Source organism: Actinocatenispora sera, from assembly GCF_018324685.1.
Lineage (GTDB): Bacteria > Actinomycetota > Actinomycetes > Mycobacteriales > Micromonosporaceae > Actinocatenispora > Actinocatenispora sera.
The window spans coordinates 5,625,333-5,644,027 of sequence record NZ_AP023354.1; the positions used below are offsets into that span (position 1 = coordinate 5,625,333).

Annotated in this window: 18 protein-coding genes; 5 read left to right on the forward strand and 13 right to left on the reverse strand. The window is 74.3% G+C overall.

From position 1 onward, the window contains the following. Positions 1-82: 82 nt before the first annotated feature. A complete protein-coding gene (mnmA, locus tag Asera_RS26475) occupies positions 83-1,165 on the reverse strand; it encodes a tRNA 2-thiouridine(34) synthase MnmA (protein ID WP_030444491.1) in 1,083 nt (360 codons plus the stop codon). A gap of 120 nt (positions 1,166-1,285) precedes the next feature. Here mnmA and Asera_RS26480 point away from each other — a divergent pair, with 120 nt between their 5' ends. Continuing rightward, entirely contained in the window at positions 1,286-1,690 is a 405-nt protein-coding gene (locus tag Asera_RS26480) for a hypothetical protein (RefSeq protein WP_030444490.1), read from the forward strand. Between the two features lie 217 nt (positions 1,691-1,907). On the opposite strand, the gene Asera_RS26485 is transcribed toward Asera_RS26480, so the two are convergent. From Asera_RS26485 to Asera_RS26515, 7 genes are all read right to left on the reverse strand, one after another. Beyond that, positions 1,908-3,083: a cysteine desulfurase family protein gene (locus tag Asera_RS26485; protein ID WP_030444489.1), complete on the reverse strand. Its 1,176-nt coding sequence runs from the start codon at positions 3,081-3,083 to the stop codon at positions 1,908-1,910. A 33-nt stretch (positions 3,084-3,116) separates the two neighbouring features. Further along, the gene (locus Asera_RS26490; protein ID WP_030444488.1) at positions 3,117-3,347 is read right to left on the reverse strand and encodes a DUF2630 family protein; all 231 of its coding nucleotides are present in this window, start codon (positions 3,345-3,347) and stop codon (positions 3,117-3,119) included. Between the two features lie 135 nt (positions 3,348-3,482). Then, positions 3,483-4,157, reverse strand: coding sequence for a hypothetical protein (locus Asera_RS26495; RefSeq protein WP_051801591.1), 675 nt, complete (start codon positions 4,155-4,157; stop codon positions 3,483-3,485). Further along, a complete protein-coding gene (locus tag Asera_RS26500) occupies positions 4,154-4,741 on the reverse strand; it encodes a biotin transporter BioY (RefSeq protein WP_030444486.1) in 588 nt (195 codons plus the stop codon). The genes Asera_RS26495 and Asera_RS26500 overlap by 4 nt, the downstream gene beginning before the upstream one ends. A 331-nt stretch (positions 4,742-5,072) precedes the next feature. Then, complete coding sequence (locus Asera_RS26505; RefSeq protein WP_030444485.1) at positions 5,073-6,032, reverse strand: electron transfer flavoprotein subunit alpha/FixB family protein; 960 nt, start codon at positions 6,030-6,032, stop codon at positions 5,073-5,075. 41 nt (positions 6,033-6,073) lie between these two features. After that, on the reverse strand, positions 6,074-6,601 hold the full coding sequence (locus tag Asera_RS26510; protein ID WP_211255455.1) for a hypothetical protein: 528 nt from the start codon (positions 6,599-6,601) through the stop codon (positions 6,074-6,076). Between the two features lie 9 nt (positions 6,602-6,610). Next, positions 6,611-7,390 (reverse strand): electron transfer flavoprotein subunit beta/FixA family protein, encoded by a 780-nt coding sequence (locus Asera_RS26515; RefSeq protein ID WP_030444483.1) that lies wholly within the window; start codon positions 7,388-7,390, stop codon positions 6,611-6,613. A 210-nt stretch (positions 7,391-7,600) separates the two neighbouring features. Here Asera_RS26515 and Asera_RS26520 point away from each other — a divergent pair, with 210 nt between their 5' ends. The 4 genes from Asera_RS26520 (at position 7,601) to Asera_RS26535 (ending at position 13,053) form a co-directional block, all read left to right on the forward strand. Further along, a complete protein-coding gene (locus tag Asera_RS26520) occupies positions 7,601-8,398 on the forward strand; it encodes a class I SAM-dependent methyltransferase (protein ID WP_030444482.1) in 798 nt (265 codons plus the stop codon). A gap of 33 nt (positions 8,399-8,431) precedes the next feature. Continuing rightward, entirely contained in the window at positions 8,432-9,946 is a 1,515-nt protein-coding gene (locus Asera_RS26525; protein WP_030444481.1) for a DUF885 family protein, read from the forward strand. A gap of 92 nt (positions 9,947-10,038) precedes the next feature. Continuing rightward, positions 10,039-11,322 (forward strand): glycosyltransferase family 4 protein, encoded by a 1,284-nt coding sequence (locus Asera_RS26530; protein ID WP_211255454.1) that lies wholly within the window; start codon positions 10,039-10,041, stop codon positions 11,320-11,322. Between the two features lie 240 nt (positions 11,323-11,562). Continuing rightward, positions 11,563-13,053, forward strand: coding sequence for a glycosyl hydrolase family 18 protein (locus Asera_RS26535; RefSeq protein ID WP_030444479.1), 1,491 nt, complete (start codon positions 11,563-11,565; stop codon positions 13,051-13,053). A gap of 121 nt (positions 13,054-13,174) precedes the next feature. Here the strand turns inward: Asera_RS26535 and Asera_RS26540 are convergent, their stop codons facing one another. The 5 genes from Asera_RS26540 to Asera_RS26560 form a co-directional block, all read right to left on the reverse strand. Then, complete coding sequence (locus Asera_RS26540; protein ID WP_030444478.1) at positions 13,175-14,755, reverse strand: thiamine pyrophosphate-binding protein; 1,581 nt, start codon at positions 14,753-14,755, stop codon at positions 13,175-13,177. A gap of 60 nt (positions 14,756-14,815) precedes the next feature. Beyond that, positions 14,816-15,517: an acyltransferase gene (locus tag Asera_RS26545; protein ID WP_084130881.1), complete on the reverse strand. Its 702-nt coding sequence runs from the start codon at positions 15,515-15,517 to the stop codon at positions 14,816-14,818. Positions 15,518-15,578: 61 nt separating this feature from the next. Beyond that, on the reverse strand, positions 15,579-16,922 hold the full coding sequence (locus Asera_RS26550; protein ID WP_030444476.1) for a hypothetical protein: 1,344 nt from the start codon (positions 16,920-16,922) through the stop codon (positions 15,579-15,581). Beyond that, positions 16,922-17,881, reverse strand: a complete 960-nt coding sequence (locus Asera_RS26555) for a class I SAM-dependent methyltransferase (RefSeq protein WP_030444475.1) — start codon at positions 17,879-17,881, stop codon at positions 16,922-16,924. The genes Asera_RS26550 and Asera_RS26555 overlap by 1 nt, the downstream gene beginning before the upstream one ends. A 4-nt stretch (positions 17,882-17,885) precedes the next feature. Further along, positions 17,886-18,671, reverse strand: a complete 786-nt coding sequence (locus Asera_RS26560) for an enoyl-CoA hydratase/isomerase family protein (RefSeq protein ID WP_030444474.1) — start codon at positions 18,669-18,671, stop codon at positions 17,886-17,888. Positions 18,672-18,695 lie beyond the last annotated feature (24 nt).

Genomic DNA, 18,695 nt, shown 5'->3' on the forward strand with positions numbered 1-18,695 from the left:
ACGGCGCCCCGCTCACCAGCCGCACGAACGCTCGGCCGGCCCCGCACGAACACGTCGACCCGCCGCGTACGAGGGGCCGGGGTCAGGCGGCGCGGGCGGCAGCGGCGATGGTCGCCGAGCCGAGCACCACGTCGCCGGCCGGATCCGGGCGGTACGCCACGATCGCCTGGCCCGGCGCGACCCCGCTGGCCGGCGCCCGCAGCGTCGCGGTGAGCCCGGCGGCGTCGTAGTCCACGGTTGCGTCGAACACCTCGCCGTGCGCGCGCAGCTGCACCTGGCAGTCGAACGGGCCGACCGGCGGCGGCACCGTCCACACCGGACGCTCGGCGGTGACGGTGTCGACCGCGAGCGCCTCCCGGCGCCCCACCGTCACCGTGTTCTGCACCGGCGTGATGGACAGCACGTACCGAGGCTGGCCGTCGGGCGCCGGCCGGGTCAGGTTCAGCCCGCGCCGCTGCCCCACCGTGTACGCGTAGGCCCCGTCGTGGCTGCCGAGCACCTCGCCGGTGTCGGCGTCGACGATGTCGCCCGGCTCGCTGCCCAGCTCGCGGTGCAGGAACCCGCGGGTGTCGCCGTCGGCGATGAAGCAGATGTCGTGGCTGTCCGGCTTGTCGGCGACGGCGAGGCCCCGCTGCGCCGCCTCGGCCCGTACCTGCGCCTTGGTCGAGTCGCCGAGCGGGAAGACGGCGCCCGCCAGCTGGTCGGGCCGCAACACGGCCAGCACGTACGACTGGTCCTTGGCGTGGTCGACGGACCGGCGCAGCACCCCGTCGGCCAGCCGGGCGTGGTGGCCGGTGACCACCGCGTCGAAGCCCAGCGCGCGGGCCCGGTCCAGCACCGCGGCGAACTTGATCTTCTCGTTGCAACGCAGGCACGGGTTCGGGGTGCGACCCGCCGCGTACTCGGCCAGGAAGTCCTCGACCACGTCCTCGCGGAACTCCTCGGCCATGTCCCACACGTAGAACGGGATGCCCAGCACGTCGGCGGCGCGCCGCGCGTCCCGGGAGTCCTCCAGGGTGCAGCAGCCGCGCGCGCCGGTCCGGTAGGCCTGCGGGTTCGCCGACAGCGCCAGGTGCACGCCGGTCACGTCGTACCCGGCGTCGACCGCGCGCGCGGCCGCCACCGCCGAGTCGACCCCGCCCGACATCGCCGCCAACACCCTCATGTCCGTTCCCTCCTCGACGCGTACCCTGCCGAGCGTATCCGGCGCGCCGGCGCCGGCCGCTGCCGCGCCGGGGCGGCCCGGCCGATCGGACACGAACGACAGAACGGAACAAGGCGGGCGATGAAACGGCTTTCCTGGTGGCCGGTACTGGTGCTGGCGGCGCTGTGCGTGGGGAGCTTCGCGCTGCTGGCCTGGGGCGCGCACGAGGCGCGGACCGCGTACGACTGCCTCACCAACGGCGTCTACCCGGCGAGCATCGGCGACGGTGCCTGCGAGCTGCACACCCCGAACGGGATCCGGCGCATCCCGCTGCACGGACCGGGCTTCCTGGCCACCGGCATCGCCGGCGTGGTCGGCGCGGTGCTGCTGATCGTCGTCGCGGTACAGACGATCCGCCGGCTGTTGCGCGCCGGCGCCGCAAACCGGCCGCAGCCCGAACCGAGCGACCGCTCCACCGGCGAGCACGGCGTCACCGGCGCGCAGGACGGCCCGGCCGGGCGCGGATCGGTCCGCCGGAAGCGCTGATCGAGCCTCGGTACCGATCGGCCCCGGCGCCGAGAAAGCCGGTGCCGAGAAAGCCGGTGCCGAGAAAGCCGGTGCCGAGAAAGCCGGTGCCGAGAAAGCCGGTGCCGAGAAAGCCCGGCGCCCGAGACCCAGCGCGATCGGTCCTCAGCGGCGGCGGGAGACCGCGGTGGCGCGCTGCGAGAACCCCGGATCGAGAGAGCCCGGTGCCGATCGGTCCTCAGCGGCGGCGGGAGACCGCGGTGGCGCGGCGGGCCCGGTCGACCGCGGCCGGCAGCGCGTCGAGCAGGGCGGTCACGTCGGCGGCGGTCGAGGTGTGGCCCAGGGAGAACCGCAGCGAGCTGCGCGCCCGGTCGGTGTCGGCGCCCATCGCGAGCAACACGTGACTCGGCTGCGCCACCCCGGCCGAGCAGGCCGAACCGGTCGAGCATTCGACGCCGGCCGCGTCCAGCAGCATCAGCAGCGCGTCGCCCTCGCAGCCGGGGAACGAGAAGTGCGCGTTGCCGGGCAGCCGGTCGACCGGATCGCCGTTGAGCACCGCGTCGGGCACCGCGGCCCGGACCCGGGCGACGAGGTCGTCGCGCAGCGCGGCCACCCGCCGCGCCTCCTGCTGTTGCTGGGAGACGGCATGCTCCACGGCGACCGCCAGCGCGGCCACCCCGGCCACGTCGAGGGTGCCGGACCGCACGTCGCGTTCCTGCCCGCCGCCGTGCAGCACCGGCGTGCACGCCACGTCGGTACGCAGCAGCAGCGCGCCGACGCCGACCGGGCCACCGATCTTGTGCCCGGTGACGGTCATCGCGGCGGCACCGGAGGAGCCGAAGTCGACCGGGACGGCGCCGAGCGCCTGGACCGCGTCGGTGTGCAGCGGTACCCCGGCCTCGGCGGCGACGGCGGCCAGCTCGGCGACCGGGGTGACGGTACCGACCTCGTTGTTGGCCCACATGGTGGTGACCAGCGCGGCCCGGTCGCCGTGTGCGGCGAGCGCGTCGGCGAGCGCGTCCGGCGTCACCCGGCCGGCCGCATCGACCGGCACCGGGACCACCGTGACGCCCTGGCGATCGGCCAGGAAGTGCGCCGAGTCCAGCACCGCATGGTGTTCCGCGGCGCCGACCAGCAGGACGTCCCGGTCCGGTTCGGCGGCGCGCCTGGACCAGGTGATGCCCTTGACCGCCAGGTTGTCGCTCTCGGTCCCGCCGGAGGTGAACACCACCTCGCTCGGCCGGGCGCCGAGACGCTCGGCGATCTGCTCTCGCGACTCCTCGACCACCCGGCGGGCGGTGCGGCCGGAGGCGTGCAGCGACGAGGCGTTGCCGAACCGGCCGGCGGCCCGCACGTACGCGTCGAGCGCCGCCGGCAGCACCGGCGTGGTGGCCGCGTGGTCCAGATACGCCATGCCCCTCAGCCTATTGGCCCCGGTCGGCGGCGCCTATTGCAGGTAGGACTCGACCTCGGAGCTGGGGCGCACCCGCTCCGCGGTCGGGTCCTGGCCGGCGTCCTCCCGGGCCCGGCGCCGGCGCAGCAGATCCCAGCACTGGTCGAGCTGCTGCTCGACGGTGGCCAGCCGGGCCCGCTCCTCGTCGCTACCGCCGGCTTCGCGCAGCCGATGTTCCTCGGCCACCAGGTCGTGGATCTGCCCCAGTACGTCCTTGTCGTTCACCGCACCCACCCCAGTTCTGTTCACCGTGGCTCGACCGTACCGGGAAACCCGCCGGGACTGCCGATGACTTGGTACACCTCGCGCCGGCGGGCGCCCGGCGCCGGTGCGCCCGCCCGGCCGTCGCACACCGGGCCGTCAGACCGGCGCGACTCGCTCGATCCAGGGATGCCCGGGGTGGATCAGCCGCAGCGCGCCGGCCAGCCAGTCGCGCTGCGCCTCCGACAGCAGCGGCAGCGTCGCGGTGAAGTCCGCCACGTCCTTGCCCCGGGCGTGCTTGGCCTTCATCAGCAGCACCACCTCGGCCCGCTGGTACGGCACGCCGGACGCGGACCGTGCGATCGTGTCGGCGAGCGGCCGGACGAGCCGATCGTCCCGCTTGCACACCCACTGCCGGTGACTGCCCGGATCGAGGAACAGGTCGGTACGGAACACGTCGTCGGCTGCGGTGGCGGTCCACACCTGGGTGATCTGCGGCGGCGGCAGCTCGTCCGCCGGCAGCGGCCACAGCTTCCCGCCGCCGGCCGAGTACTGGGCGAGCCCGCCGCCGGCGAGCAGCGCGGCCCGGACCACCGGGAAATCGGGCCGGCAGATGCCGAACTCCAGATCCTCGTGCCCACGCAGCGGACCGGTACCGGCGTCGCGGTGGAACAGCTCGAGCGCCCAGCCGCCGCACACCCACCACGGCACGTCGATGCCGGCCAGCCGCTGTGCGAGCTGCTCGGGCGTCCACGGGCCCCAGTTGGTCAGGTCGAGGTCGGCGGGCGCGCCCGCGGCGGGTGCGGGCACGCTCTCGATCGGCGCGTCGGTCACTTGCCGAAGCGGCGTACGAGCGCCCAGGTGCCGGGCAGCACACCGGCCGCCAGCGCCACCTTGATCGCGTCGCCGATCAGGAACGGCAGCACGCCGGCGACCAGCGCGGCGGGCACCGTCATGCCGATCATGCCGACCAGCCAGGACACCCCGAACGCGTAGATCACCGCGTTGCCCAGCAGCATCGTGCCGACCGTGCGCAGCGGGGTCCGGTCGCCGGCCCGGCGGGCCAGCTCGCCGACCAGCAGCCCGGCCGCGACGTAGCCCAGGATGTAGCCGAACGACGCGCCACCGGCGCCGGAGCTACCACCGGCGAACCACGGCACGCCCGCCATCCCGACGGCAAGGTACAGCGCCATCGACGCGAGCGCCCGCCACGGCCCCAGCGCCGCCGCGACCAGCAGTACCGCGAACGTCTGGCCGGTCACCGGCACCGGGGACAGCGGCTCGATCGACACCGACAGCTGGGCGGCCAGCCCGGTCACCGCGGCACCGCCGACGACCAGCAGCGCGTTGCGGGCGACCGAACCGGGGATCAGGTCGGCGAGCACCTGCCGACGCAGCACGACCGGGCTAGTGGACACAACTTCCTCCAGGGGTGCACGTGAAGTCAACCGCGGACAGCCTAAGGCACCGCAATCGGCGCACCTGTCGGCTTTCCCGCCGGGTACGGCCGGTCACGGGGTCGGGGAGGTGCGCCACGCCCGGCGTTGCCGGGACGCGGCGCGGTGTCAAGCCCTCGCGACGACAGATCGACACCGCAGACCCTGTGCCGTGACCGGCCAGGCACGGGCCGAACCGGCGGCCGGGGGCCGGTCGGGGCGGGTACGGCCGCGTCCGGAGCCGGGTCGGCGTCGAACAGCACGAAGCGGTACGCCGCCGCTGCGACGTACCGCTTCGCTCGTGGATGCCGGGTCAGCCCTGGCGCTTGCGGATCTCCTCGACCGCCTGCGGGACGACCTTGAACAGGTCGCCGACGATGCCGTAGTCGGCCAGCTCGAAGATGGGTGCCTCATCGTCCTTGTTGATCGCGACGATCGTCTTCGAGGTCTGCATGCCGGCCCGGTGCTGGATCGCGCCGGAGATGCCGATCGCCAGGTACAGCTGCGGCGACACCGTCTTGCCGGTCTGGCCGACCTGGAACTGGTGCGGGTAGAAACCGGAGTCGACCGCGGCCCGGGACGCGCCGACCGCGCCGCCGAGCAGGTCCGCCAGCTCCTCGATCAGGGCGAAGTTCTCGGCGCTCGCGACGCCGCGACCGCCGGAGACGACCACGCCGGCCTCGGTCAGTTCCGGGCGGGAACCCTTCTGCTCGGCGACCCGCTCCAGCACCCGGGCGCCCTTCGCGGCGTCGGACACGGTGGCGTCGACGCTCACCCGCTCGCCGGCGGCCGGGGCGGGCTCCGGGGTCACCGAGTTCGACCGCACGGTGATCACCGGCAGCCCGTTCGCCTTCGCCGTGACGATGGTCGAGCCGGCGAACACCACCTGGGTGACGGTGCCATCGGCGGCGATGTCGGAGACGTCGGTCAGCAGCCCCGCGTCCAGCTTGACCGCGAGCCGGCCGGCGATCTCCTTGCCCTCCTGGCCGGAGGCCAGCAGCACCGCCGCCGGCGATACCTCGCCGGCCAGCCGGGCCAGCACCTCCGCCTTCGGCGCCACCAGGTGGCCGGCGATCTCGTCGCTCTCGGCGGCGTAGATCTTGACCGCGCCGTACTCGGCCAGCGGGCCGGCGAGCGCGTCGGCGGTGCCAGGCGCCCCCAGGACCACCGCGGCCGGCTCGCCGAGCCGGCGGGCCAGCGTCAGCGCCTCCAGGGTCACCTTCTTCACGCCGCCCGACGCTGTGCCGTCCGCGACGACCAGTACCTCAGCCATCTGTCCCTGCCTCCGCGATCGCGGTCAATGGGTGCGGGCGACTACCGCCCGGCGGCCTTCTTGACCTTGTGGTATTCGTACATGTTCCGGAAGATCGCCCACCAGTTGAAGACCAGCACCGAGCTGATCGACCACCAGCCGAACAGCAGGTTGTGCGTCTGTGCCTTGGTGTACGCCCGCCGCAGGTCCTCGACCGTGCCGGTGTGGGTGTTCGTGCTCTGCTGCCACCACAGCAGCATCCCGGTGTGCTTGAGGAAGTCCGCCTGCAGCTGCTGCTGCCCGTCCTGGCCGGGTGGGAGCTGACCGGGCTGCGGGTACTGCTGGGCCGGCGGGAACTGGCCCTGCTGCGGGTACTGCTGAGCCGGCGCGGCGGGTGCCTGCTGGTACGGCCCCGGCTGCTGGTACGGCCCTCCCTGCTGGTACTGCCCCGGCTGCGGGTACTGGCCCTGCGGCGGGTACTGCGCGGGCGGCTGCCCGTACTGGCCCGGCGCGTACTGCTGGGGTGGCTGCGGCGCGCCGGCCGGCTGCTGCCAGCCCGGCGCCGACACCTGGTTGTGGGGTGAAGTCATGGCCAGACGCTAGACGAACTTCTCAACAGCCAGGAATTCGACCAGCCTGACGCCGCCCTCGCCCTCGTCCGGCACCCGGGTGCCGGACTGCCGCGGCGGCCGCGGCTGCCCGGCCAGCACCGTGGTACGCGCGTTGGCGCCACCCACCGCGTCGGCGGCGACACCCAGATCCGCCAGCGACAGCGACTTCACCGGCTTCTTCTTGGCCGCCATGATGCCCTTGAAGGACGGGTACCGCGGCTCGTTGATGGTGTCCCAGACGCTGACCACGGCCTTGCCGGTGGCCTGGACGACCTCGTAGCCCTCGTCGGTCTGGCGCTCGATGGTCCGCGTGTCGCCGTCCACGGTCAGCTTGCGGGCGCCGGTGAGCGCCGGCACGCCGAGCCGCTCGGCGATCATGTGCGGGACGACCTGGACGCGGCCGTCGGTGGCCTCGGCACCGGCGAGCACCAGGTCCCATTCCAGGGTGTTCAGCGCGGCGGCGATGACCGCGGAAGTCTGCACCGCGTCGGAGCCGGCGATCGCGTCGTCGACGACGTGCACGGCGCCGTTCGGGCCCATCGACAGCGCCTTGCGGATCGACTCGGTGGCGCGGTCGGGACCGACGGTCAGGATCGTGACCTCACCGCCCTGCGCCTCGGTGATGCGCAGCGCCTCCTCGATGGCGTACTCGTCCATCTCGTTGATGACGTTGCTGGCCGACGCGCGGTCGACCGTCCAGTCATCGGACTTCAGCGTGCGCTCGGCACCGGAGTCCGGTACCTGCTTGACCAGGACGACGATGTTCATCGCTGCCGCAGACCTCCTGCTAACCCGAGCATTGTCACGAGACCACGACCGGTGACCGGTCGCACGCAGCCAACATAGTCTGCCGGCCGCCGGGGCCCTTCCCGGGCAATGTTACTAGTCGGTAGCCAGCGGCGCGCGGCGACCACCGCGATACATCTCACAGCCCGACCGGCCCGGCAGCCGCGCGGGCCGGCCCTCTAGGGTGCGGGCATGTCGACCGTCCCCGTGCTGCCGCTGACCGGCGAGCGCACCGTCCCCGACCTGCCGGCGGAGAACTACTGGTTTCGCCGGCACGAGGCCGCGTACCGGGCGGTCGAGCCGCTGCTGCCGGTGGGGCGGGTGCTGGAGATCGGCGTCGGCGAGGGGTACGGCGCGGACCTGCTCGGCGCGGCCGGGTACGGCGCGGACCTGCTCGGCGCGGCCGGTGCCCGGCGCCTGACCGGGCTGGACTACGACGCGGGCACGCTCGCGCACGTGCGCCGGCGCTACCCGGCGGTCGCGGTGGCGCGGGGCAACGCGGTGGCGCTGCCGGTGCGTACCGGTGCGGTGGCGGCGGTGGTCAGCATGCAGCTGATCGAGCACCTGTGGGACCAGCCGGCGCACCTGTCCGAGTGCGCCCGGGTGCTCGCACCCGGCGGCACCCTGGTGCTCAGCACGCCGAACCGGCTCACGTTCTCCCCCGGGTACGACCCGGCCACCGACCGGCCGCGCAACATCTACCACTCCCGCGAGCTGTCCCCCACCGAACTCGCCGGGCTGGTCGCCGCCGTGCTCCCGGGCGCGACCATGTACGGGCTGCACGCCGGCGCCCGGCTCGCCGAGGTGGACGCCCGCTGCCGCCGGCGCTACGGCACGGACCTGGTCGAGGCGCAGCTCGCGGTGCCGGCCGCGGAGTGGCCGGCCGGGCTCGCCGAGCTGGTCGGCTCGGTGACCGCGGCCGACTTCGTACTGTCCACATCGGACCTCGACGGTGCGCTGGACCTGATCGTGGTCGCGGCAAAAAGCTGATCATGCCGGCGGCCGGGGCGGTAGGGTCCGCGCATGGATGCACGGCTGCGCGCGCTCTGCGACCTGATGGTGCCGACCGCACGCGAGTCGGTCGGCCGGCACGAGTACGACGGCGTGGTCCAGGACCTGTCACCCGCAGGGGTGGCCGCCGCGCTGTCCCGGCTGGCCCCGGCCGGCGCGCACGTGTACCCCGACCCGCACGACGAGGCGCACGCCACGGCGGCCGAGAACGCGGCCCGGGTCGAGTACGGCGAGCTCGCGCTGCACCGCAGCAACCCGCTGCACCACGTCGCGAACCTCGACCTCGCCTGCTACGACCGGCAGTACGCGCCGGCCGCGGAGCGGTCCGCCGCCCGCAGCGCGCACCTCGCGGCGTGGCCGGACGCGGTCGACGCGGCGATCGACGCGCTCGACGCGGTACCGGCGCCGGTCGCCCGCGCCACCCTGTCGGCGGCGCGCGGCCTGGCCGGCCAGATCCGGCCGGCCGACGGTGACGCCGGCACGGCCGCCGCAACCGCCCACCGCCGGCTGCTGGACCACCTGCAGCACTGCGCCCGGACCGGGCCGGATTCCCCGGCACTGGGCGAGGCGCGGCTGGCCGGCCTGCTGTCGGCGGCCGAGGCGATGCCGGTACGGCTGGGCGATCTCGCGGTCGCCGCCGACACCGAGCGGCACCGGCTGCGCGCGATGCTCGCCGAGGCGTGCCGGCGCATCGACCCGGACACCGACCCGGCGACCACGGTCGCGGCGCTGGCCGCCGACCACCCCGGCATCGACGGGGTACTCGCCGAAGCGCGGGCGCTGACCGCCGAGGTGCTCGACTGGACCGCCCGGCACGAGCTGGTGCCGTACACCGACGGCGAGTGCCTGGTCGGCCCGGCACCGGAATCGCGGCGCTGGGCGATGGCGATGATGGCCTGGGCCGCCCCGTACGAGGCGGACGCGCCGAGCTGGTACCACGTGACGCCGCCGGAGGTGAGCTGGCCGGCCGCGGACCGGGAGCAGTGGCTCGCGGTGTTCAGCCGGACCAGCCTGCCGGCGATCACCGTGCACGAGGTGGCGCCGGGCCACTTCTCGCACTCCCGGGCGCTGCGCCGGGCGCCGTCCGCGGTGCGCCGCACCCTGATCGGCGAGGCGTTCGTGGAGGGCTGGGCGCACTACGCCGAGGAGATGGCGCTGGAGCAGGGGTTTCACGCCGACGATCCCCGGTACGCCGCGGGCGTCGCGCTGGAGGCGCTGGTCCGGGTGGTCCGGCTCACCGCCGCGATCGGGCTGCACACCGGCGCGATGAGCGTCGACGAGGCGGCCGCGCTGTTCACCTCCGACGCGCACCTGCAAGGGCCGGCCGCGCTGGCCGAGGCGTACCGGGGCACGTTCGACCCGACGTACGGCCGCTACACCTGGGGCAAGCTCGTGCTCGGACAGGTACGCGACCGGGCTCGGGCGGCGTGGGGCGCGGGGTTCTCGCTGCCGCGGCTGCATGCCGCGGTGCTGGAGCTCGGCGCGCCGCCGCTGGGGCTGCTCGACACCGCGATCGAACGCGGCTGATCCGGCCGGCCCCGCGACCGGAGCGATCCGCGGCCCGGCCCGGGCGACCCGGGGTGCGTACCGGCGGGTAACGGGTGCCAGAATCGGTGCCCATGCGCGTGCTGATGCTGTCCTGGGAATATCCGCCGGTCGTCGTCGGTGGCCTCGGTCGGCACGTGCACGCGCTGTCGGTGGCGCTCGCCGCGGCCGGGCACGAGGTCACCGTGGTGACCCGGCACGGTAGCGAGCCGGACGGCACCGACGCGCCGCTGGACGAGATCCGCGACGGGGTACGGGTGGTGCGCGCGCCGGCCGACCCGCCGCTGTTCCCGTTCAGCACCGAGACGCTGCTGGCGTTCACCATGTCGCTCAACCACGCGCTGACCCGGGCCGCCCTGCGGGTGGCCGGCGAGCAGGGCTTCGACGTGGTACACGGGCACGACTGGCTCGTCACGCACGCCGCGGTGACGCTCAAGCACCACCTGGGCGTGCCGCTGGTGGCGACCGTGCACGCCACCGAGGCGGGCCGGCACTCCGGCTGGCTGCCCGGCGAGCTGAACCGCTGCATCCACTCCGTCGAGTGGTGGCTGACGTACGAGGCGCGCCGGGTGCTGGTCTGCTCGGACTACATGCGCTGGGAGGTCAGCCGGCTGTTCGAGCTGCCGGGCGGCAAGGTACGGGTGATCCCGAACGGCGTGGACCCGGCCGCGTTCGCCGCCACCCCGGGCCAGGTGCGCGCCGCCCGGCAGCGGTTCGGCGGCGACGGTCCGCTGGTCGTGTACGCCGGCCGGCTGGTGCACGAGAAGGGTGTGCAGGACCTGATCGCGGCCACGCCGACGCTGCGCCGGCGGTTTCCCGGGCTGCGGGTGGTCGTCGCCGGCGAGGGCAAGTACGCCGAGGAGCTGGTCGCGGAGGTCCGGCGCCGGCGGCTGTCGCGCACCGTCGAGTTCGTCGGCTTCCTCGACGCCGAGCTGCCGGCGCTGTTCGCCGCCGCCGACTGCGCGGTGGTGCCGAGCCGGTACGAGCCGTTCGGGATGGTGGCGGTGGAGGCGGCGAGCGCCGGCGCACCGCTCGCGGTGTCGGCGACCGGCGGGCTCGGCGAGTTCGTCGCCGCCGGCCTCGCCGCGGTCAGCTTCGCGCCGAAGGATCCCCGCTCGCTCGCGGAGGCGGTCAGCTCGGTCCTGGCCGACGAGGTACTGGCGCGCCGGCTGGCCCGGCAGGGCCGCAGCCTGGTGGCGGAGCGGTACGCCTGGCCGGTGATCGCCGAGCGCACCCTGGAGGCGTACGGCCAGGCGCAGCGGGACGAGCGGGCACTGCGCGCGGCCGGTACCGCCGACGGCCCGATCCCGCCGATCGTGGTCCCGGACGGCAACCTGCTCCGCGACGGCTCCGCCTGACGCCGGGCGATCGTGCCGGACCGATCGACGCTCGAGCCCCGGGCGGGTTCCCTCCGTCGTGCCCGCCGTCCGACCGACCGCGCCGAGCGCGCCGGCCAAGCGGACGATGCTTGACAGGCGGGGTGAAACGTACTTAAGTGCACCTCATCAGTTAGGAAACTTTACTGATGGGCCGGGCGCGCGACCGGCCTGCGTCCCTCCGCACCTCCCCTGCGTCACACCCCGCGTCAAGGAGTCCCCATGCTTCGATCACGCCTGACCGCCGCACTCGCGGCGGCCGGTACCGTGCTCGGCGGCGCCGTCGCCATCGGGTTCGCGGTCAGCGGACCGGCGACCGCGGCGAGCACCCTGCCGTCGCACGTGTCCGCCCCGTACTTCGAGACCTACAACGGCGACAGCCTGGCCCAACTGGCCCAGCAGTCCGGCAACACGTACCTGACGCTCGCGTTCCTGCAGACCGCGTCGAAGGGCTCGTGCACGCCGTACTGGGACGGCGACACGTCGATGCCGGTCGACGCGAGCCAGTACGGCAGCGACATCGACACGATCCGCGCCGGCGGCGGCGACGTGATCCCGTCGTTCGGCGGGTACACGGCGGACAACACCGGTACCGAGCTCGCCGACTCGTGCACCGACGTCGGCCAGATCGCCGCCGCGTACGAGAAGGTGATCACCACCTACGACGTGACCCGGCTCGACCTCGACATCGAGGACAACTCGCTGACCAACTCGGCCGGCATCGACCGCCGCAACGCCGCGATCAAGCAGGTGCAGGACTGGGCCGCGAGCAACGGCCGCACCGTCCAGTTCGCCTACACGCTGCCGACGACCACCGGCGGACTCGCCAGCTCCGGGCTGAACGTGCTGCGCAGCGCGGTGTCGCACGGCGCGCGGATCGACGTCGTCAACATCATGACGTTCGACTACTACGACGGCGCGAACCACGAGATGGCCACCGACACCAAGACCGCCACCACCGGGCTGCAGAGCCAGCTCGCCGGGCTCTACCCGGACAAGTCGGCCGCCGAGCTGTGGCACATGATCGGCGTCATCGAGATGCCGGGCATCGACGACTACGGCGCGGCGGAGACGTTCACCACCGCGGACGCACCGGTCGTCGAGCAGTGGGCGCAGGACAAGGGCCTCGCCGGCCTGTCGTTCTGGGCCCTGCAGCGCGACAACGGCGGCTGCCCCGGCACCGGCGGTTCGGACAGCTGCTCCGGCATCCAGCAGGACACCTGGTACTTCAGCCACACGTTCGCCGCGTTCAACGGCGGCGGCACCAGCCCGACCACCCCGCCGACGACGCCGCCCACCACCCCACCGACGACCCCGCCGGCCGGCAGCGGCCTGGTCGACGGTGACTTCGAGGCCGGCTCGCTCGCCCCGTGGACCTGCACCGAAGGGTCCGGGAGCATCGTGTCCTCGCCGACCCACGGCGGTGCCGGCGCGCTGAAGCTGTCGCCGACCTCGTCCGACAACGCCACCTGCAGCCAGTCGGTGACGCTTCGCGCGAACGCCAGCTACACCGTCACCGCGTACGTGCAGGGCGACTACGCGTTCCTCGGCACCACCGGCGCCGCCACCGACGCGAACGCCTGGACGAACGCCGGCGAGTACACCAAGCCGTCCGCCACCTTCACCACCGGAGGCAGCGGCACCGTGCAGGTCTTCGTGCACGGCTGGTACGGGCAGGGCGCCGTCTACGTCGACGACGTCAGCGTGAGCTGACCATGCCGACAACCTCAGCGTGAGCTGGTCTACCCACAACGTCAGCGTGAGCTGACCGTATGCGGAATCGGGGTCAGGGCTCGGCGCGGTCGCGCGCCGAGCCCTGACCGTCGGGATCCGGCTACACCGGGTCGGTGCGGGGCTCGATCAACACGTTGAGCAGGTACGGCACCCGGGACTCGAACGCGCGATGCAGCGCCGGGGCGAGTTGCCGGGCGGTGGCGACCGTCTCGCCGGCACCGCCGAGCGCGGCCACCACCTTCTCCAGGCGCAGCCCCGGAGTCCGGTCGTCGGCGCCGCGCAGCCCGGCGGTGCCGAAACTGCCGTTGTTGCCGACCACCAGCACGACCGGCAGGTGGTGTCGCACCAGCGACTCGACCTCCAGTACCGAGCCGGCGGCGGCGCCGTCACCGAGCAGCCCGCACACCGGACGGTCCGGGCAGGCCAGCGCGGCACCGAGCGCGTAGCCGAGGCCGGCGCCGCCGTTGCCGTACCGGCCGCCGTCCAGCCAGCTGCCCGGCCGGCCCGGGTCGAGGTGCCGGGCGGCGGCGGTCACCACGTCGCCGCCGTCGCCCACGATGATCGCGTCGTCGGTCAGCGCCCGGCGCAGCTCCGCGTACAGCCGGGTGGCGCGGATCGGTTCGCGGTCGTCGGCGAGGTGGCCGGCCTCCTGGGCCCGGGCGGTGTCCTCGGCAACGCGCAGCAGCTCGATCCAGTCCGCGTGGTCGGCCCGCACGCCCCGGTGATCGGCCATCCCGGACAGCACCAACCGCAGGTCACCCGCCACCCAGAGCATGCCGTCGTCTCCGGCCGGCACCCCGGCCGCCGGTGGCGCGTCCACCACGTGGATCAACCGGGCGTCGGTCCCGCCGCCAAGCCGCAGGTCCGGCGCGGTACCGAGGACCGCGACCAGATCCGCCCGCGCCAGCGCGGCCCGCTTGCAGCACCGGAACGCGAGCGGATGGTCGCCGGGCAGCGCGCCGCGCGCGAGCCCGGTGGTGAAAACCGGGACCCGCCAGGTCTCGGCGCACTCGCGCAGCGCGGCGACCGCGTCGGAGCTGTACACGTCGGAGCCGGCGATGATCACCGGCCGTTCGGCCGCGGCCAGCAGCGCACCAGCCCGGGCCACCGCCGCCGGATCCGGCTCGACCGGCGGCGGCAGCGTCGGCGCCGGCAGCTGCGTCTCGCCGGTGCAGAACACCACGTCCATCGGCAGGTCCAGGAACGCCGGGCCGCGGTGCGGGGTGAGCGCCGCGACGACCGCCGCGTGCACGTCGGCGCCGATGTTGCCCACCTCGGTGCAGGTGGCGGCCGAGTTCGTCACCGAGTCGACGATGGCGACGTGGTCCAGCGCCGGCAGGCTGCCCGTACCCCAGCGCCACGCCGGCGCCCGGCCGGCCAGCACCACCACCGGGGCGGCGTTGAAGTGCGCGGCGGTGATCGCCGAGACGGCGTTGGTGACGCCCGGGCCGGCGCCGAGCACCGCCAGCCCCGGGCGGCGCAGCAGCGTCGCGACCGCCTCCGCGGCGAACACCGCCGTCTGCTCGTGCCGTACCTCGACGACGCGCATCCGGGCGGCCCGCGCGGCATCGTGGATCGCGGGCACGTGCTCGCCGGCCGGCGTGAACACCTCGCCGATGCCGTACCCGGCGAGCGCCGCCACGGCCAGCTCCCCGCCGCGCCCGGAGACCATCCGCGCCACCCCCTCCGCCCGCCGATCAACCCCCGCCGGCGCGGGGGCGTCGAGACGGGCCTGGGTCGATCATGGCCCGGCCGGTGTCGGTCCGGGCGCGAACCGGGCAGGACGGCCGGGCCGGGCGGGCGCCTCGACCCGCAGCTGCGGCAGCGGCAGCCGGCTGCGCAGCGGTCGGGCCGGCACCCCGCCGGCGATCGTGTACTCGTCGATGTCGCGGGTGGCCACCGCGTTCGCCGCGAGGACGCTGCCGCGGCCGATCCGCACCCCGCGGGTGACGGTCGCCTTGGTACCGAGCCAACAGTCCGGCCCGATGCGCACCGGAGACTTGACGATGCCCTGGTCCTTGATCGGCCGGGACAGGTCGGTCGTGACGTGGTCGAAATCGGCCACGTAGACCCAGTCCGCGATCAGTGTCGCGGCACCGACCTCGATGTCCAGGTAGCCGTTGATCCGCACGTCGGCGCCGAGCACCGCCTTGTCGCCGATGCGCACCGTGCCCTCGTGTGCCCGGATCGCCGTGCCGTCACCCAGGTGCGACCAGCGGCCCAGCACGATACGGCCCCGGCCACGCGGTGCGGTCAGCTCCACCCGCCGGCCCAGGAACACGAAACCCTCGGTCACCACGTCCGCCCGGCGCAGCCGCAGCAGCGCGAACCGCCAGTAGCGCAGCAGGTAGTACGGGGTGAACGCCCGGTGCCGCCAGATCCAGGCGAGCGACGCACGGGTCGCGAACCTCGCCTGCCGCCCATCGCGTCGCCGCCGCACCATGCCCCGAACGTACCCGACGGGCCGGTCCGGCCGGGCCACCGTTCGCCGGGCGCCGCGACGCTCAGCGCAGCGAGCCGGCCAGGGCACGCGCGGTGCGGGTGACCCCGCGGCTCGGATCCTCGATGTCCCCGGACGCGTCCAGTCGCAGCACCAGGTTGCTGCGCCGGACCAACACGGTGGTACCGGTGTCCGAGGTGACCCGGACCGCCTCGTCGCCGAGCCCGGGCAGCGTGGTGCGGTGGCGGGTGCCGGACAGATCCGAGCGGAAGCCGGCGTGCGCCATGCGCGGCGCGGACAGCGGCCCCTTCGTGCCGTACCGGGTCAGGGTGAGGGTGACCCGCGCGTTGCGGCCGGACGCGGCGCCGCCCAGGTAGGTGCAGGTCGACTCGTCGCCGGTGTCCGACGGGTAGTCGCGGACCAGGCCGGCACCGAACGCCGCCCGTACCCGCTGCGCGGTGAGCCGGGCGCACGCGTCGGGGGCATGCCCGTACGCGCCGGGGTCGGCGAACGCGCCGGTGAAGAACAGGATGCCGGCGCCGCACGGCACCAGGATGACCAGCGCCACGACGGTCAGCGCGCCGAACAGGCCCGGGTACCGCAGCCAGTGCCGCCGCGGCTCGTCGGCCCCGCCGTCCAGCGCCGCGGCCAGCTCGTCCAGCTCCCCGGTGTCGCTCAGCTGGTTGGCGCCGGGCAGTACCGACTGCGCCCCGTTCTCCTCGCCCGCCGGCGCGTCGTCGGCGCCGCCCTCAGCCGGGCCGGCCCCGCCACCCGCGGCCTCGTCCCGCAGCGCGCCGCTCTCACCGTCCTCCGGCGAGCCCGCCTCACCATCCTCGACGGCGGCGGCAGCCGCGCTCGGCACCACCACACCGCCGTCGACCGCGGCCGCATCCGCGCTGTGCGCCACCTCGACCGCGGCCTCATCCGCGCTCGGGGCCACCTCAACGGCGTCGACCGCGGTGCCGTCGGCATCCGGCGCCTCGTCGGCATCCGGCGCCTCGTCGGCGTCCAGCGCCTCGTCGGCGTCCAGCGCCTCGTCGGCGTCCAGCGCCCGCTCGTCGGCATCCCGCGCCTCGTCGGCATCCGGGATTTGCCCGTCGGCATCCGGCGCCTCACCGGCGTCCAGCGCCCGCTCGTCGGCCTCGGGCGCCTGGTCGGTGGTCGGGGCCCGGTCGTCGCCGTCGGCCGGTGCCCGGTCCTCGCCTGCGTGGGCGTCGGGGTCGGTGGCGGCTTCGGCAGACGGTGAGCCGGCCGACACACCGTCCACAGTGGACTCCGTGGCCTCCGGTTCGCCCGCGGCGGTGTCGTTCCCGGCCGGTTCCGGCCCGGTCGGGTCGGACAGCGCCGCGTCCGGCGCCGGGGTGGCGGCGCCGGACGACTGGTCGGCGGTACCGGCGATGTCCGGCACTACGGCTTCACACCCGTGATCTCGACGTTGTAGAACAGCTCCTTCGGCACGATGTGCGACAGCACGTTCGTGTCCACACTGGACAGCGCCCGCCAGGAGCGGTAGGCGAAGTTGGCCCAGCCCCAGCCGAGCTTCTCCTTCGGCACCGCCGCCTCGAAGGTACGCACCGGCCAGCCGAGCAGCGCCGCGGTCAGCTCGTCGGTGGCCACCTCGACGTCCATCGCGCCGGCCCGGATCGCGGTACGGCGCAGCTGCTGCGGATCGAACGTGTGGATGTCGACGACCGCCTCCAGCGCCGCCGCGGCGGAGGACTCGTCGAGTTCGGCCTGCGGCCGCCGCCAGTCGGTCAGTCCGGGCAGCTTCGTGAGGTTCGTGGTCGCCCACCAGGTCAGCTGGCCCAGCTTGCGGGCGTAGAAGTCGCCGACCTTGCTCGGCTCGCCACAGAACACGAACCGGCCGCCCGGTCGCAGCACCCGCAGCACCTCGCGCAGCGCCTGCTCGACGTCCGGGATGTGGTGCAGCATGGCGTGCCCAACGACCAGGTCGAAGCTCGCGTCGTCGTACCCGATGGTCTCGGCGTCGCTGACCCGGCCGTCCACGTCCAGCCCGAGCTGCTTGGCGTTGCGCAGCGCCACCTCGACCATGCCCGGCGAGATGTCGGTGACGTGGCCCTTCTCGATCACCCCGGCCTGCATCAGGTTGAGCAGGAAGAACCCGGTGCCGCAGCCCAGCTCCAGCGCGTTGCGGTACGGCCAGCCGCCGGTGCCGGCCACGTGCGCGAACCGGTCCCGGGCGTAGCTGACGCAACGCTCGTCGTACGAGATGGACCACTTCTCGTCGTAGGTGTTGGCCTCCCAGTCGTGGTAGAGGATGTTCGCCTGCTTCGGATCGTCGCGGGCGGCCTCGACCTCGGCGGCGCTGGGATGCGACTGCGTGCTCGCGTGACCGGGCTCGTTCATCGGGTCACTTCCCCGTGAAGTCGGGCTTGGCCTTGGCCACGAAGGCCCGCATGCCGACGTTCTTGTCCTCGGTGGCGAACAGGGCGGCGAACAGGTGGCTCTCCAGTGCCAGCCCGCTCGCCAGGTCGACCGACAGGCCGCCGTCGATCGCCTGCTTGGCGGCGCGCAGCGCCTGCGCCGGGCCGGTCAGGTAGGGCTGGACCGAGGCCACCGCGGCGTCCAGCACCGACTCGCCGGCCGGTACGAGCGCGTCGACCAGGCCGAGGCGCAGCGCCTCCTCGGCGGCGACGTGCCGGCCGGTGAAGATCAGTTCCTTGGCCTTCGACGGGCCGATCAGCCGGGGCAGCCGCTGGGTGCCGCCGGCGCCGGGGATGATGCCGAGGCCGATCTCCGGCTGGCCGAGCTTCGCGTCCGCCGCGGCGATCCGGAAGTCGCAGGCCAGCGCCAGCTCGCAGCCGCCGCCCAGCGCGTACCCGGCGATCGCGGCGACGACCGGCTTCGGGATGCGGGCGACAGCGTCGAACGCGGCGGTCAGCTCCGGCGCCCGGGCGGCCATCTGGGCGTACCCCTCGTCGGCCATCTCCTTGATGTCGGCGCCGGCGGCGAACACCTTCTCACCGCCGTACACGATCACGGCGCGGATGTCGTCCCGGCTGGTCGCCTCGCCCGCGGCGGCCCGCAGCTCGTCCTGGACGGCCCGGTTGAGCGCGTTCATCGGTGGCCGGGTCAGGCGGATCACGCCGACCCCCGGCTGCTCGTCGAGCGTCTCCAGCCGAACGAACTCCCCCACTGCGACCTCCTCGATCACGAAGCT